A 15,213-nucleotide genomic window follows, 5' to 3' on the forward strand; every position below is an offset into this window, starting at 1 on the left:
CTGAAGATAGGAATATTGCTTTATCTCCCTAAGCTCCCTATTTTTGTAGCAACAAGAAAATCACGAGGAGAAAACCCATGGAAGGACAATCATTTCCGATGCACGAGCCACCCCAAATCCGTTATTGGATTATGGTCGCGCTGCTCTGGTTGGCGGTCGCTTATATTCTAACTGGCATCTGGGAATTCCGCTTTGAAACCTATCTCGCGTTCTTACTCCCCGTCGCGCTAGTGCTCGGTTGGCGCATGCAGCCAGAAAATGAACACATGGATATTTATGTGACTAAGCAAGGGATTGCGGTTCGTCGCTACAAAGAAAATGTGAAATTCGTAGCGTGGGAAGATATCGCTGACGCGCACGAGACCGATGATTTCCGCGAGATTCATTTAATGAACGATGCGGGCGAAACCATTCTCAAACTCAGTCGTTTTGTGGATAAGTTCAACACGCTGCACACGCTTATTCTCGAGCGCATGAAAAGACCAAGCAAGCAGAAGGTCGTATTTCACCGCCAACCCCTCTCAAAAGATACGTTGAAATGGACCATGAGCTTGCTTGCAGGGATTATTTTCGTGCCGGTCATCCTGAACTTAATCCGGGGAGAGGCACTGACAACCATACTTGCCAATCAAGCCTATCCGGTCGGCGTGGCTCTGGTCATCGTAGTACTCACGCACTACAGAAATCTAACCGCAGCGCGTCGCATGACGATCGACCGTGAGAAAGTGCTGATTGAGAGCCCACTACAAACAAAATCCATCAAAATTTCCGATATCAAAGGTGCCTATTTAGAATCCAGTGCTCGTGCACCTGCCGTCACCCGATATAAACATGTAATCTTAGACACGGCGCAAGGGAAGGAGATCAAACTCAATGAGTTTTTATTTCGCTCCGAGCACATCAAAGAATTCTTAGATGAGCGACTGCTCTAGCACTTTCCGCTATATCAAATAGCAAAACGGTTTTTCGGGCGAAGCACACTCAAGCCTATAATTCATACAGGCATTCACACTTAGGAGCCTGTATGAACACACATTCGACTGTTCTTCCTGTCCTCGATGTCCGCGATCTTCGCGCGGGCGGCGAACAAAAGCATGCGTTTTTAACACAACTCGCTGAAGCGGCACGCACCGTTGGCTTTTTTTACGTGACCGGACATGAATTGTGTCGTCTGCAACAGCAGGTCCTGCATAAAACCAAGCAGTTTTTTGCGCTCCCAGCAGCACAAAAACAAGCAGTTGCCATGGTCAATTCACCCCACTTTCGGGGGTATACGCAATTGCAGGGCGAGCTAACCCAAGGGAAGCCTGATCGACGCGAGCAGTTTGATCTGATGCAAGAGCAAGCGGCTGTCCATCTTGATCCGAGCGATCCACAATGGTGGCAGCTCGTGGGCCCGAATCAATGGCCGCAGAGTTTACCTGGATTAAAGCCAGTCGCCCTTGCTTATCAAGATGCACTCACCGAGCTGACTGTCGATTTGCTCGGCGCGTTTGCAGAGTCGCTCGAGCAACCCGCAGATGTGTTCGGTGAAACCGTGCAAAAACCTTACACCCATATGAAATTGATTCGCTATCCCGGCGCGTCAGATCAAGAGGCCGGTGAGCGCCAAGGTGTGGGTGCGCACAAAGACCCAGGCTATCTCACAATCGTGACACAAGACCAACAAAGCGGCCTTGAAGTCCTAATGGATGAGCGAGGGTGGGTCACAGTACCTCCACTCGAGGGCGCTGTGGTGGTCAATATTGGCGAACTCCTTGAGCTCGCCTCTGATGGCTACTTACGTGCGACTTATCATCGGGTCGTTACACCAGCAGCGGGGATTGACCGTTATTCGGTGGCTTTCTTTATGGCCGCTCAGTTGGATAGCGAGGTCCCGCTTCTGCAGCTCCCGGACCACCTCAAAGTGAAGGCCTTGGGCCCAAGTGCAGATCCGGAAAACCCACTGTTTTATCAGGTCGGTGAGAATGTCTTGAAAGGACGTCTACGCTCTCATCCAGATGTCGCGGCAGCACACTACATCAAGCGGGCATCCTAGCCCGCTCGAATTGAGCTTCCTTGAAAGTTATTGGCTATACTCAAAGACAGGACGTCGAAAAGGAGCATAGCTATGCGAGGAAAAATATTAGGATTTAACGCGGAGCGCGACGAAGGAGCCATCGGCGGAGATGATGGCGTCCGTTACTTCTTCAAACTGCATGATTGGGTATCAGAAACAAGTCCCATTGAGCAGACCCGCGTCGAATTTGAGATTCGTGGAACCACGGCACTCAACGTTCGCGCCGAAGGCGAAAACGTCTAATCTATCGCGCCCCGTTCTCAGGGCAACGGATGATCATCAGGTGTCGCGGCACACACTTGGTCGCGACCCTTTCGCTTTGCTTGATACAAGTACTTATCAGCGAGTGCATAAATCCCCTCAAACGACTGTAAAGACTTTGCGCTTGCTGCAACACCAATGCTCAAGGTGACCGTCACATGATTATCCTCAGGGAATTTAACAGGGTTCATGCGCGCCAGCTTGCAAATGCGATTCGCGACTTCCGTCGCCGCGTTAAGCGGGGTGTTTGGCAGTAATACTGCAAATTCCTCTCCGCCAACCCGAGCGGCAATATCCCCGCGCCGCAATGATTTTACGATACGTCTGGAAATCTCGTACAACACCATGTCTCCGATAGGGTGACCATGCTCATCATTGACCTGTTTGAAATGGTCAAGATCAATGAGCAGAATTGATGTGGTCCGACGGCTGCGCTCAGACTCTGCCAGAGTTTTCTCCGCAAAATCCATAAAGAAACGCCGGTTATATAAACCCGTCATCGGATCTTGAGTGGATTGCTCACGCAGCTTTTCTTGTAATTTAAACAGCTCCGTCATGTCCGTCGACAGGCCAATAATGACTTTTTCCTGTTCTTCATTCACATAAGGGACTTTCACCGACCAAAAAACACGTTGCTCGCCATCCGGCCCCATCACATTCTCGCGAAATGCCTGCTTTTCCGCAGATTCGAAAACAAACTGGTTGTGTTCAGCGAGTTCTTTGTATGCATTCTCATCCACAAAGGATGCAATGGGTGTATGTTGCGGCCCGACACGCTGCAATTTGAACTGCTCCGCAAGTTGTTTATTGGCATACAACAGATTGTTGTACTCATCTAACATAAAGATGGCCGAATCCACATTATCCATGACAATTTGCAGCAATTCATTTTGCTGGCGTAACTGTTTTTCAAGCATTTTTCGCTCCGTAATGTCTGTGGAAACGCCAAACATGCCAATAATATCTCCAGTCTCATCGCGCAGCGGTTTCTTCACGGAGAGAAAGGTTCTGGATTCACCGGTTGATTTAAGAATATTTTCTTCTTCGGTGGTCAGGGTTTCGCCGGATTTTAAAACACGCACATCGTTATCGCGAAGGGCTCGGCTTCGCTCTAAATCAAAAAAATGGCCGTCTGTTTTGCCAGCAAGTCCTTGTAGGGTGATATCAAAAAGGCGCAACGTCTGTTGATTTGCATACAGATATTGTCCGTTTAGATCCTTGATATAAACATAGGCACCCACGTTGTCGAGCACCGAGCTAAGGATCTCTGAAGAGACCCCAGCACGCTGCAGCAAATCGAAACTCACGTCTTGTCCTTTTTCTTATTGTCTTTTCAATAGTAGCCAATCTCGATTAATCGGGTATATAACGAATAGCATAAGATTCAAGGTGATAGTTATCCTTGAGCGCTGATCGCACAACGCCCTATTTACGTAGATAAACCATCAACAAAGGGAGTCTTATGCGTTTGTGGATCTTAATTGCCCTCCTCTGCGGAGCGTTCGTTCTTACTGCATGCCAACCGACGCGCGTGCTCAATACGGTTGTGCCAAGCGGAAGTTACAATCGCCTCGCTGACGTTCCTTACGCGACCGACAGCCGTCAGCAGATGGATATCTACATCCCAAGCCAAAAACCGTTACGCGAGAACATTATCGTGTTTGTTTATGGTGGGGCCTGGGATCAGGGGGATAAAAACGAGTTCGAATTTGTGGGGCAAGCGTTCGCGCGCTTAGGTTACGTCACCGTGATCCCCAACTATCGCCTGTATCCAGATGTTGAATTCCCACAATTTATCGATGACATCGCCAAAGCCATTGCAGCACTTCCTGAGCACCTCAATGAACCGTGCCCAAGTCCCGACAATCTCATCTTGATGGGCCACTCGGCCGGCGCACATTCCGTTGCTATGCTGGTTGCCGATCCGCGTTATTTTGATGAATTCGTGCCGTTCTCACCCACCGTCCATGCCCTGATTGGTATGTCGGGGCCATACGACCTGCCACTTGAGCACGAGCGGGTGAAAGACAAATTCACGACAGTAGAAGGTGATGAAGCGAATCCGGTGGCACTCGCACATGAGAATATGCCCCGTACACTGTTGCTGCACGGCGGATCAGATACCATCGCTGCACCCGAGCACACGGAAAAGTTTGCTGCTCGGCTCGCTGAATTGAACGTGCCGGTTGAAACACGAATGTACGAGCGAGCACGACATGTTGCATTGGTCGCAAGTCTTGCGAGTCCTCTGCGATTTTGGACACCTGCCTACAACGACATTCAGGAGTTTTTTGAGCTACATCAACTCAACGAGATTTGTACGCCAGAATCCGACATCACCAATTGAGCTTTACTTCCAAGTCACCTATAAATAACTGATTGACGAATCAATATTAAAATAGGCGTTAGGAGTTTCGAATGATGTTTGGTGGTTTTGTTGAGTACTTGGCGATTACGATTGCTGCGCTCTTTGTAATCGTGAATCCGCTCACAACCGCCTTTATCTTTGTCTCGCTGCTACCCCATGCGAAGAAAAAGACCATCCGAGCAACTGCCAAGCGCTCATCACTTGTCGCGGGTGTTCGGAATTATCTTGGCGGTGATTGCTGTGCAATTCGTTATTAATGGGGTTCTCGATGTGTATCGAGGAATTTAGAGACCGGCACTGTACATGAAAAAAGCGTATATCATCCTGATCGGATTCTTGTTTCTCGACCTCCTCTTTTGTGTACCGATGAGCCATGCTGCCGAGCGGGACCCTGCTTTGGAGCAACGTTTAAGTAGCACTCTTGGCGTAGGACTCGCCCCGCGGGATCGAGATGCACTACGCACAATTCTCAGCGAACTGGATGATCAAACACCGGTCGCCACCTATGCTCGGGCACGCGCCTATGAAGCGCTTGCATTGGCCATTCATGATCATTTGATTGAGGATGCCCTTGAAATCATCGACACCACACTTGGGCACGATGATATTACCAATCATCCCATTGCTCGCGCCGAGCTAGTGAATGCAAAAGGCGAGATTTATATCCATGCTCAAATGCGAGAAGCGCTTGGCCAACTGCTTCCCGAGCTCATGGAACCGGGTATTGACGACGCCCGAGTCTACTACCATCGCCTGCACTTAATTGGCCGAAGCTACGAATTTATCCATGACTACGAGCAAGCGCTGACCTATTTGCTGCGCGCCCACGAAGTGATGATGACAATTGAGGACGAGCATCTGCAGCGACGCCGTCAGTTCCTCAACCTGCACGTTGCGCGAACCCACGCGCGACTCAGACACTTTGACCGAGCACGACAGACGCTCGACAATACCATTGAAGAATCGTATCGCTATGGACTTGAAGGGCGTCTGCCCGAACTCTACATGGTCCGTGGCTTTGTGATTCAAGTGACCGAGGGTCCGAACGAAGCTGCAGAAGCTGATTTCCTCAAGGCAACGCAAGCGCCCGAAGGTGAGCCCGTTGGCCGCACACAAATGCTCGCGTTTAATAATCTCGGAGCGCTCAATCTGCACAATGGAAACTATGAAGCCGCCGAGCGATATTTTGAGAAGGGCGTCGCTATTGCCCAAGCAATCAGCAACACCTATGAGCTGCACATCATGTTATTTAATCAAGGCTACGTGATGGTCAAGCAGGGCGAGTTCGAACCAGGGCTCGCCATTATGGAAACCGCCTTTGAGGACTTCAGTCAAACGGCACCCCCGAGCTCCCAGGCCGATATGTTGAACTACTTAGCCGATGCGTACCAAACGGCTGGCAACATGGAGCGGGAGCTCGAAGTCGTCAGACAACAGCTCGCTCTGCGCGAAGCATCGTATCGGGCGGAACGCGAGCGCGTGGTTGGAGAGCTACAAGTGCGCTACGATGCGCAAGAAGCCGCATTACGCATTCAGTGGTTGGAACAAGAGTCCGCGTTGCGCGAGGCGCGCCTTGCAGAACAGCAACGAAATCAGCGGTGGATAGGATTGCTAAGTATTTTCTTGTTTGTCGCTCTCGCATTTGCGTTGCTTGCGATGCGCCGTGTGCGCAAGCTTAACACCCAGCTCTACCTCGCCAACAAAGAACTGACCGAGCTGTCCAATCGGGACCCGCTTACGCAACTGTATAACCGCCGTGCACTGTTTAATTTTCCAGAGCAACGGGGTGATCTCATTATTTTATTTGATCTCGATAATTTCAAAAGTATCAACGACCAATTCGGCCACGATATTGGCGACCAAGTGCTGTTAAGTGTTAGTCAACGACTCACCGCCGCGCTGCGTGCCGAAGACCTCGTGGTGCGTTGGGGTGGCGAGGAGTTCTTGATTGTGATTCGTCGCGTGAATGATGTGGGTATTGACGTTATCAAAAACAAAATTAGAGACGCAATTATCCATACTCCGTTCCCCAACATAGACGTCAATGCATCCGGTGGAGCCGTGTACATGGCAGGACGAACCGACACATGGCAAGACGCCATTCAGCGCGCCGATGATTTACTCTATCAAGCAAAACAAGGTGGTCGGGGACAGATTCGAGCTGACATCGAAGGTGAATTGCAAACCTGGCCCATGAAATAACGCGGCCTCCGTCAAACAGGTGATCGCATCGATATATCTGATGCGTATTGCCTGACATGATCAATATTGTCTGGTTAAAACGTGATCTTCGCCTCACTGATCACGCCCCACTCGCAGCTGCCCAAGCAGCCAATAAACCCTTCATTATCCTCTTTGTGGTGGAGGACTTTCTGCGGAACGATCCCCATTACTCGGATCGGCATTGGCGCTTTATGTGGCAATCGCTAACCGAGATCAATCACCAACTCGCCGGAAGGCTGACCCTCACCCAAGGGCGCCTGTCAGACACACTAAACAACTTGCACCGAACGTACCGCATTGGGACTATTTTTAGCCATGAAGAGATTGGCATTGAGAGCACCTACGCGCGTGATAGAGCCTTAAAAAAGTGGTGTATAAAACGGGGTGTGCAATGGCAGGAATTCCCATGCGGAGCGGTTATTCGGGGGCTATCTGACCGCAGCGGATGGGACCAGCATTGGCGCTCCGTGATGAATCAGCCCTGCCCCTCAGTTGAGCTCACGGCGCTTTCTCAGCTTTTCCGCGCAGATCATTTACCACCCGTATCACCCCCACGAGAATGGCGACAACCGGTGCCAGAGCAACAGATTGGTGGGGCACAACACGGCTGGAGAGAATTAAAAGAGTTCATGGCGGGCCGCGGTGCGAGGTATCATCAAGACATCTCCAAACCCGCAGCAAGTCGCAGCAGTTGCTCACGTATTTCACCATATTTGGCGTGGGGCAATTTAAGTATTCGCGAAGTATGGCAATATGCTCTGCAACATCACACGCAACTCCCGACCCGCGCTTGGCGCGCTTTCAGCTCACGATTGCATTGGCGTTGTCACTTCTTGCAAAAGTTCGAATCTGGAATGGATATGGAACATGAACATTTCAATCCCGGATACCGGGCCTTTCCATTTCGTGCAGACGTGAATGTCCCCAAAGATCTAAAAGCTTGGGAGCAAGGCCAAACTGGAATTCCGCTGGTAGACGCCAGTATGCGTTGCCTCAATACCACGGGGTACATCAACTTTCGCATGCGTGCCATGCTGGTCTCTATGTTGAGTCACCACTTGAATATTGACTGGCGACTTGGAGCACCCCACCTCGCCCGCGTGTTCCTCGATTTCGAGCCCGGAATTCACTACCCTCAACTGAACATGCAGGCAGGGGTGACCGGCATCCACACCATCCGAATTTATAACCCCGTGTATCAAGGCCAGAAGCAAGATCCAAATGGCGATTTTATCCGCCATTGGGTGCCCGAACTTGCATCCTTACCCAACGGGCTATTGCATCAACCGTGGGAAATGACACCCATGGAACAAACCATGCATGGTGTGGTCCTTGGCCGAGATTACCCCGAGCCGTTGGTGAATATTGCAGAAACACACCGGGCAGCACGTGACCGACTTTGGGGCTTTCAACAAAAATCCGAGGTTCAACTCCACAACCCGCACCTCCTTGCACGACACACCCGCCGCGCCTGATCGGCATACGAGTTTTCAGTTTCTTTACACAACCCTTTCATCCTGCGCCTCAACAGGTTAATTTATGGTCATAACAACATGACCGAAGCATCGGCACACGGAACGAAGGGTTAATACATGGACATCCCTGCACACGCCACATTAAAAGACTATCAACGTGAACACCGCGAGCATTGGGGAAAGGGCCTCAATTTACGCGTTCACCGCGCACTTAGCTGGCTCAATAAGGCCGAAGAGGAGCGCGCCGCTGGTGATACCGACTGCGAATTCATTTTCTTATGGATCGCGTTTAACGCAGCCTATTCGAGCCAATATACCCAAGAAACCCGGGTCCGCGAAAAGCTCGCATTTGATTCTTTCCTAGAGCGAATTATTCGGTATGACACCCATCAGCGGCTCTATGGAATCATCTGGGAACGTTACACCACCGACATTCGGGCATTGATGGATAATCAATACGTGTATCAGCCGTTCTGGGAGTGTGTAAACGCTGACCCGCTTGATGATTCATGGCGCGAAAGCTTCACTGCGGCCAAGCGACGCAGCCACCAAGCGCTTGCAGAACAAGATGTTGTGACATCTTTGTCAATTTTACTAAGCCGCCTCTACACCTTACGCAACCAACTGATTCATGGCGGTGCCACATGGAAAGGCCGATTAAACCGAGAGCAAATTGAAGATGCGACCGCTATTTTACGCTGCATTGTGCCCATCATTATTGAGCTTATGATGGAGCACGGCACCGAGCCTTGGGGTGATGCGGCTTATTTTTTGGAGGATTGATTCTCCTGAAGACATAAGTTCATATAGGGAAAGCGCTCGGACGGACATCGAAAATGACTCACTTGATTGATCAGCAAACAACTCGCTTCTACGAAGACAACGCGGAGGATATTTTCCTGCGTTACGAAGCCGTTGCGCAAAGTGGGATTTCAAAACATTTTTCCTCAAGTTTTGCAGAGGGCGCGTCCGTTCTGGACGTAGGAGCAGGTTCGGGGCGGGACGTTCGGGAGCTTTTATCGCAAGGATTTGATGCATATGGTGTCGAGCCGTCCGATGCCTTGCGTAAACTCGCGCTAAAGCATCACCCCGAGTTAACAGAACGACTCTTTGCCGGGCAGCTTCCCGATAAGCTGAGTACCTATAAAAAATATGATGGTGTGGTCTGCTCCGCAGTCCTCATGCATTTGCCTCCAAATGTGCTTTTTGACTCCATACTTGCGTTACGAGATCTATTGAATGTGAATGGTCGGCTACTTATCTCAATCCCAGCCTCCCGTCCTGACATTGGTACAGATGATCGTGATAGACATGGGCGACTCTTCAATCCCATCACCCCAGGGCAATTAAAACTACTGTGCAAGCGTTTGGCGTTTGAATGCATTGCAGAACATGACGATGGCGACGCCCTCGGAAGAGCAGAAACAAGTTGGCACACGTTTTTGTTTGTTCGGCGCTCATCACTTGGTAAGCCCCTCGATCGGATTGAATCCGTCTTACGCAATGACCGTAAAACGGCTACATACAAGCTGGCCCTTCTGCGGGCGTTTTGTGATGTCGCCGAACAAGACGAACACGCAGTCACTTGGTATCCCGATGGCAATATCGGAATTCCAACCAAACGAATCGCTGAACTCTGGCTAGCATACTATTGGCCTTTGGTGGCGTCCCGAACCTTCATCCCCCAGATCAATGCAGAGGGCCGAGGAGGCAAGCCTATTTCGTTCCGGTTTTTATTGGATGAACTGATAAAATCAGCAAGCGAATACTTCCAAATTACCGATGTATCCTCACCTCAGCTGTTCTCTATGTTTATGTTGGCATGGAAGAAGCAAACACTCCCTGAGCCGATAAATAAAACGTTGCGCAGTACGCTGACTAAAATCCGAACCGCGATTATCAACGGACCCGTCAATTTCGCGGCGGAAGGGAAAATGTTTCATCATGAGAAAGCCACCGATCGCGTCGTTGTTGAAGCTGAGCTTTGGCTCGAGTTTTGTTTGACCGGTTATTGGGTAAGGGACTCACTGATCCTAAGATGGGCCGAGCTATGTTCCCGATTCGGTGACAAACTCCCAAATGTCACACTTGGGTTAGTGATGGACCGTTTGCTCGAAAAACCAGAGGTTGCCCGCGAACAAAGCTTCGCCCGGAAGATTTATCTGGAAATAGGGACGCCTCAATGTGTTTGGTCCGAAAAATCACTTCGCTCGAACTCAATGGACATCGATCACGCACTGCCGTATAGCCTGTGGTACAACAACGATCTTTGGAATCTGCTGCCGACACATAAAAAAGTGAATAATCAAAAACGCGATAGAGTCCCCAATAATCAAGTCCTCCTTAACGCAAAAGATCGGATTATTGAAATATGGCGTTGTGCACACCAGATAGAACCCGCAGTTTTTGAGCACGAAGTAACGCGATCACTGGGTGAGTTTGTAAAAAGTGACTGGGAAAGACCGCTCTTTGATCACCTGAAACGGAAGGCTGAAGTGGCGATATTTCAGCGTGGCGCTGCTGAGTGGCGTGGTTGGCAAGATCCACACTAGCGAAGACTAAATACCCCATCACAGACCACTCAGCTCCCCCTTCCAAAACGCTCGCCAATGCTCGACATGGGCTTCACTTTCAAGCTTTGCGTGTTCTACCGTCAGAGAGGCTTTGTCTGGGCTTTTTTGATAGATGTTCACTGAAATCGAAGAACCATCTGCAAGGCCGCAGCGCCAATAACGCCACTTCTCGGTCGTTGAGGTATCGGGCCCACGGCTGATCATCACGTCTGAGAACTGCCCGCGGGTTTTCATAAGTTTTTGCCATGTGCTCAACGCTTCGTCCATGCTTCCTGAAAGCGTTTTGCTGACCGAGACTCGAAACTTACCACTGCAATCTTGGCCTGGGACACGCCGACCAATTTCCTGTTCGTAGTTAACCGCCAAGGTCTGTGCCCACCAAGCGGGAAGACTTTCTTGGTTGAGAAGATATTCAGCAATTTCTTTGTGCTCCAAATAACGCGCACCGGCTCGGTCGAGTACCTCACACCAATGTTGCCAGGTATGTCCCGTAGCTGCTTCAATGGACCGATTCGAAACTGCGTGTGCCATGCCCCATGCACCTTATTAATTAGAACTTTCTAAATATTGAACAGAAGCCAAGTATGATCAAGTGATTAGGACCGAGAAACCGTAAAACTATTCGCTTTGATATAGGTGACGCATACAAAACTGACGGATTGCGACTCGATTCCTCCCCACAAAGACCGAAACTCCCCGCTTGTTCGGAGCATTTCAACGCGAGAACTTGTGAGATATGTTGTAATTTTGTTTGTAAAGTGGAGTATATTGTATAGACCACGCAAAAAGTGGCGAAATACCAGCAGGAGTCGCGTATGCCGAAAGAATTCAAAAGCTTTAAAGAGTTTTATCCCTATTACCTTCAAGAGCACAAAAACCGAACCTCTCGGCGCTTGCACGTGATTGGCTCACTGTTGGTCATCGCAATTTTGCTTTATGCACTGATTTCCGGTGCGTATCTGTGGCTTTTAGCCATTCCCGTCGTCGGTTATGGCTTTGCCTGGGTGGGCCACTTTTTCTTTGAGAAGAATAAACCCGCAACCTTTAAGCATCCTCTGTATAGCTTAATGGGTGACTGGGTTATGTTGAAAGACGTGATGACTGGAAGGATTCCTTGGTAAATGGCTTTTCGATTTCAACGGCGCGTCCGCATCGCGCCAGGTGTTCGCTTAAATTTTAGTAAGTCCGGCATGAGTGTCTCTGCCGGTGTGCGCGGCGCCAGCCTCACTGCAGGTAAGCGAGGGATTTGGGGTAATACAGGGATTCCGGGGACGGGGCTTTCGTATCGGAGCCGCTTGGATAAAAGCCCGGCCCATCAGCGTCGGCTTGCGCGGGAGCAAGCACGCCATGTGCAACAATCAAGCACACGAATTACCGTACAGCTCTCCTGTGATGAACGCGGTCAGTTGATCATGCGGGACTCGGAAGGAAATCCGATCGAAAAGTCGCTAGAGCGTCAAATGTGGGCCACCCATGGGCCCACCATCGATGCCTTCTTGCAGCAAGAGCTCGAGCGCATCAATGATGGCCAAGAGCTCCTATTAAATATTCATTTAGATACACCAACCCTCAACACGCCTGCCCCGGAGTTTGAAACCATCCCCTATGGTGAACCTCCTCCACGCCCACCATCACTTCCTATGCTTCCGGCCGCTTATGTCCCACCGAAGCGTTGGTTCTGGCATCACTGGTTTGAGGGACTAGAAGCCCGTCGTCAAGCCCGAGAATACGAAGGCCGAGCTGCGTGGGAGCGCGATGTATTTGCAACGGAAACCGAACGCAACCGGTTAACCGAGAGTTATGAGAAAGCTCTCGCTCAGTGGCAATTTGAAAAGTCAGCTCATGATACACAGCAACAGAAATTCGCTGCAGACTTTGCCGCGCGCCGTGATCAAGATAGCGAATTTATGAGTGAACTTCTCGAGCATGAAATTGCACGCCTCGATTGGCCGCGGGAAACACTCGTGGACTTCGATATCCAGCAAGGCGAGCAAACCTGCGTTCTACTCGATGTCGATTTACCTACCGCGGAGAGCTTCCCTAGCCAAGAGGCCGATTTAGGAAAGACTGGGAAACGCTTGGTCATCAAAGACAAAAGCGCAATGCAGCAGCGAAAGGATTACATGCGGCACGTGCATGGTGTGGTGTTACGCCTCCTCGGTGTAGTCTTCGTGACCCTTCCCGCCGTCCAAGAAGTGCGTCTTAGTGCCTACACTCAGCGCCTGAATGAAGCAACGGGCCACGAAGAAGATCAGTACCTTCTGAGTGTCAGCGTAACGCGCGAAGCGTGGGCAACCCTCAATCTTGAGTACATGGAACGGATCTGTCCGGTAGCCGCGCTCGAGCAGTTCAATTTGGTCCGTGACATGACCAAAACGGGCATCTTCCGCCCTATTCAACTGTAACCAACGCATCGCGTTGGGCCACTCACAACATGACAACGAGGCCACACATGACCACCTTGCTCGCAAGCGCCGCTCGTATACTGGCTATCATTGCATTGGTTTATGTGGTCATCCTGCTGCTCTACACCCTGTTTCAGCGAAACCTGATTTACTATCCACAAACCGCTAGCGAGACCTCCCTTGTGGCGCAAGCGAAGGCCAATGGGCTGGAACCATGGCGCAATTCGTCGGGTGATCTTATCGGCTGGATTGGTCGCTCCGAATTTGACACCGCGCAACCGACCCGACGTATCCTGGTATTTCATGGCAATGCAGGAAATGCCGTTGTGCGGGACTATTTCGTGTCGTTATTTAATCAAGGTGAGTTCAACTGGCAGGTCTATTTGCTTGAATATCCGGGCTATGGTGCTCGCTCCGGTCGACCAAGCGAAAAAGCCTTTGTCACTGCTGCGCTTGAAGGCTTTGACTTGCTTCAAACAGATAACGAAGGACCCATTTTCTTACTCGGAGAATCGCTCGGGAGCGGTATTGCAACACAACTAGCAGCGCAGCGGTCAGATCACGTCACAGGACTTCTCCTCATCACGCCATTTACGCGCCTCGCTGATGTTGGCCGCCACCATTTTCCATGGCTTCCCATCAATACACTGCTGCGAGACCGCTATGACAGCAAGGCAGCACTTCACCATTATCATGGTCCGGTGGCGATCGTCACTGCAGAGCACGATACCATTGTGCCAGCCAAGTTTGGTCGAGAACTATATGAACACTATGCAGGACCCAAGATCTACATCCAACTCGAGGGACGAGGACACAACAATATCGGGTATCATCCTCGCGACCCGATTTGGAGCGAGGTAGTGCATTTTCTGGTGGGCAAGCAAGAAGGTTAAATTGAAGTTTGGCGGGGATGCGCGTCTAATGGTCTGAGCACCGATTTCATTGACGGGAGGTCAGCAATGCAACCTATTTTATTTGTGTCTCATGGGGGAGGTCCACTGCCGATTCTTGGTGACCCAAGCCACGAAGATATGCTGCGGGCATTTCGTGATCTTCGAAATACACTCGAGCAGCGCTTTCCCAAGCCCGATGCGCTGGTTTTTATCAGTGCGCATTGGGAAAGTTCGCCGATCGCCATCACATCTTCGGCAAAACCGTCACTTTATTATGATTATTACGGATTTCCTGAGGAAGCCTACACACTACAATATCCAGCACCGGGGGCACCGGAGTTAGCGAGCCAACTGGCAGAGTCGCTCCGTACAGCAAAGATTGACGTTCAGCTCGATACAACCCGTGGCCTCGATCATGGCGTTTTTATTCCCGGCAAGCTCTTGTTCCCTGAAGCTGATATCCCATGCCTACAAATTTCTCTGCACCCAAATCTCGATCCAGCCACTCATTTGTATTTAGGCGAGCAGCTGGCACAGTTGGCTTACGAAAACATCCTCGTGATCGGCTCGGGGTTTTCCTTCCACAACATGCGGGCATTTTTTGCAGGGAGCGATTTGGAAGCTGATCAGAAAAATTTGGCGTTTGAAGAATGGTTAGAAGACACGCTACGCCTTGACGATGCCGATGACCGAAAAGCGCGTCTTACGCAGTGGGAAAAGGCGCCCCACGCTCGGTTCTGCCACCCGCGTGAAGAGCATTTGTTACCGCTGCACGTCTGTGTCGGAGCGGCCCAACATAATCGGATCAGCGAACGTTGGCGGTTTAGTGCGCTTAAAAAGCAAGGCAGTTGTTATATGTGGATCGTCTAGGAGGATAATCACAAAATTGTCATCTACACTTTCAAGAAGCCAGTAACTTACTCAATTCACATCACTTCTTGTCCTCAAAAGGAGCA

The 15,213-nt window shown here is 50.4% G+C and carries 15 protein-coding genes; 13 read left to right on the forward strand and 2 right to left on the reverse strand.

The annotated features are described in order from the left end of the window. Positions 1-77: 77 nt before the first annotated feature. From CWE11_RS05890 to CWE11_RS05900, 3 genes are all read left to right on the forward strand, one after another. Complete coding sequence (locus tag CWE11_RS05890; protein WP_126776678.1) at positions 78-932, forward strand: hypothetical protein; 855 nt, start codon at positions 78-80, stop codon at positions 930-932. A 92-nt stretch (positions 933-1,024) separates the two neighbouring features. Further along, a complete protein-coding gene (locus tag CWE11_RS05895) occupies positions 1,025-2,038 on the forward strand; it encodes an isopenicillin N synthase family dioxygenase (protein ID WP_126776679.1) in 1,014 nt (337 codons plus the stop codon). Between the two features lie 72 nt (positions 2,039-2,110). Next, positions 2,111-2,302, forward strand: a complete 192-nt coding sequence (locus CWE11_RS05900; protein ID WP_126776680.1) for a hypothetical protein — start codon at positions 2,111-2,113, stop codon at positions 2,300-2,302. Between the two features lie 17 nt (positions 2,303-2,319). Here the strand turns inward: CWE11_RS05900 and CWE11_RS05905 are convergent, their stop codons facing one another. Continuing rightward, the gene (locus CWE11_RS05905) at positions 2,320-3,627 is read right to left on the reverse strand and encodes a sensor domain-containing diguanylate cyclase (RefSeq protein WP_126776681.1); all 1,308 of its coding nucleotides are present in this window, start codon (positions 3,625-3,627) and stop codon (positions 2,320-2,322) included. A 155-nt stretch (positions 3,628-3,782) separates the two neighbouring features. Between CWE11_RS05905 and CWE11_RS05910 the strand changes: the two genes are divergently transcribed. The 6 genes from CWE11_RS05910 (at position 3,783) to CWE11_RS05935 (ending at position 10,938) form a co-directional block, all read left to right on the forward strand. Beyond that, complete coding sequence (locus tag CWE11_RS05910; protein WP_126776682.1) at positions 3,783-4,667, forward strand: alpha/beta hydrolase; 885 nt, start codon at positions 3,783-3,785, stop codon at positions 4,665-4,667. 71 nt (positions 4,668-4,738) lie between these two features. Further along, complete coding sequence (locus tag CWE11_RS05915) at positions 4,739-4,945, forward strand: hypothetical protein (RefSeq protein ID WP_126776683.1); 207 nt, start codon at positions 4,739-4,741, stop codon at positions 4,943-4,945. Between the two features lie 46 nt (positions 4,946-4,991). Next, positions 4,992-6,890: a tetratricopeptide repeat-containing diguanylate cyclase gene (locus CWE11_RS05920; RefSeq protein ID WP_126776684.1), complete on the forward strand. Its 1,899-nt coding sequence runs from the start codon at positions 4,992-4,994 to the stop codon at positions 6,888-6,890. Between the two features lie 56 nt (positions 6,891-6,946). Then, positions 6,947-8,386, forward strand: a complete 1,440-nt coding sequence (locus CWE11_RS05925) for an FAD-binding domain-containing protein (protein ID WP_126776685.1) — start codon at positions 6,947-6,949, stop codon at positions 8,384-8,386. 117 nt (positions 8,387-8,503) lie between these two features. After that, positions 8,504-9,169, forward strand: coding sequence for a HEPN domain-containing protein (locus tag CWE11_RS05930; protein WP_157981301.1), 666 nt, complete (start codon positions 8,504-8,506; stop codon positions 9,167-9,169). Positions 9,170-9,222: 53 nt separating this feature from the next. Then, on the forward strand, positions 9,223-10,938 hold the full coding sequence (locus CWE11_RS05935; RefSeq protein ID WP_126776686.1) for a class I SAM-dependent methyltransferase: 1,716 nt from the start codon (positions 9,223-9,225) through the stop codon (positions 10,936-10,938). Between the two features lie 18 nt (positions 10,939-10,956). Here the strand turns inward: CWE11_RS05935 and CWE11_RS05940 are convergent, their stop codons facing one another. After that, positions 10,957-11,490: a hypothetical protein gene (locus CWE11_RS05940; protein WP_126776687.1), complete on the reverse strand. Its 534-nt coding sequence runs from the start codon at positions 11,488-11,490 to the stop codon at positions 10,957-10,959. A 284-nt stretch (positions 11,491-11,774) separates the two neighbouring features. On the opposite strand from CWE11_RS05940, the gene CWE11_RS05945 reads away from it, so the two are divergent. The 4 genes from CWE11_RS05945 to CWE11_RS05960 all read left to right on the forward strand — a co-directional run bounded on the left by CWE11_RS05945 (position 11,775) and on the right by CWE11_RS05960 (position 15,127). Then, complete coding sequence (locus tag CWE11_RS05945) at positions 11,775-12,080, forward strand: Mpo1-like protein (RefSeq protein WP_126776688.1); 306 nt, start codon at positions 11,775-11,777, stop codon at positions 12,078-12,080. Continuing rightward, the gene (locus CWE11_RS05950; protein ID WP_126776689.1) at positions 12,081-13,364 is read left to right on the forward strand and encodes a DUF4236 domain-containing protein; all 1,284 of its coding nucleotides are present in this window, start codon (positions 12,081-12,083) and stop codon (positions 13,362-13,364) included. It begins immediately after the preceding gene. Positions 13,365-13,411: 47 nt separating this feature from the next. Further along, positions 13,412-14,257, forward strand: coding sequence for an alpha/beta hydrolase (locus CWE11_RS05955; RefSeq protein WP_157981302.1), 846 nt, complete (start codon positions 13,412-13,414; stop codon positions 14,255-14,257). A gap of 66 nt (positions 14,258-14,323) precedes the next feature. Next, a complete protein-coding gene (locus CWE11_RS05960; protein WP_126776691.1) occupies positions 14,324-15,127 on the forward strand; it encodes a DODA-type extradiol aromatic ring-opening family dioxygenase in 804 nt (267 codons plus the stop codon). Positions 15,128-15,213 lie beyond the last annotated feature (86 nt).

This window comes from Aliidiomarina sanyensis (assembly GCF_003987175.1).
Taxonomy (GTDB): domain Bacteria; phylum Pseudomonadota; class Gammaproteobacteria; order Enterobacterales; family Alteromonadaceae; genus Aliidiomarina; species Aliidiomarina sanyensis.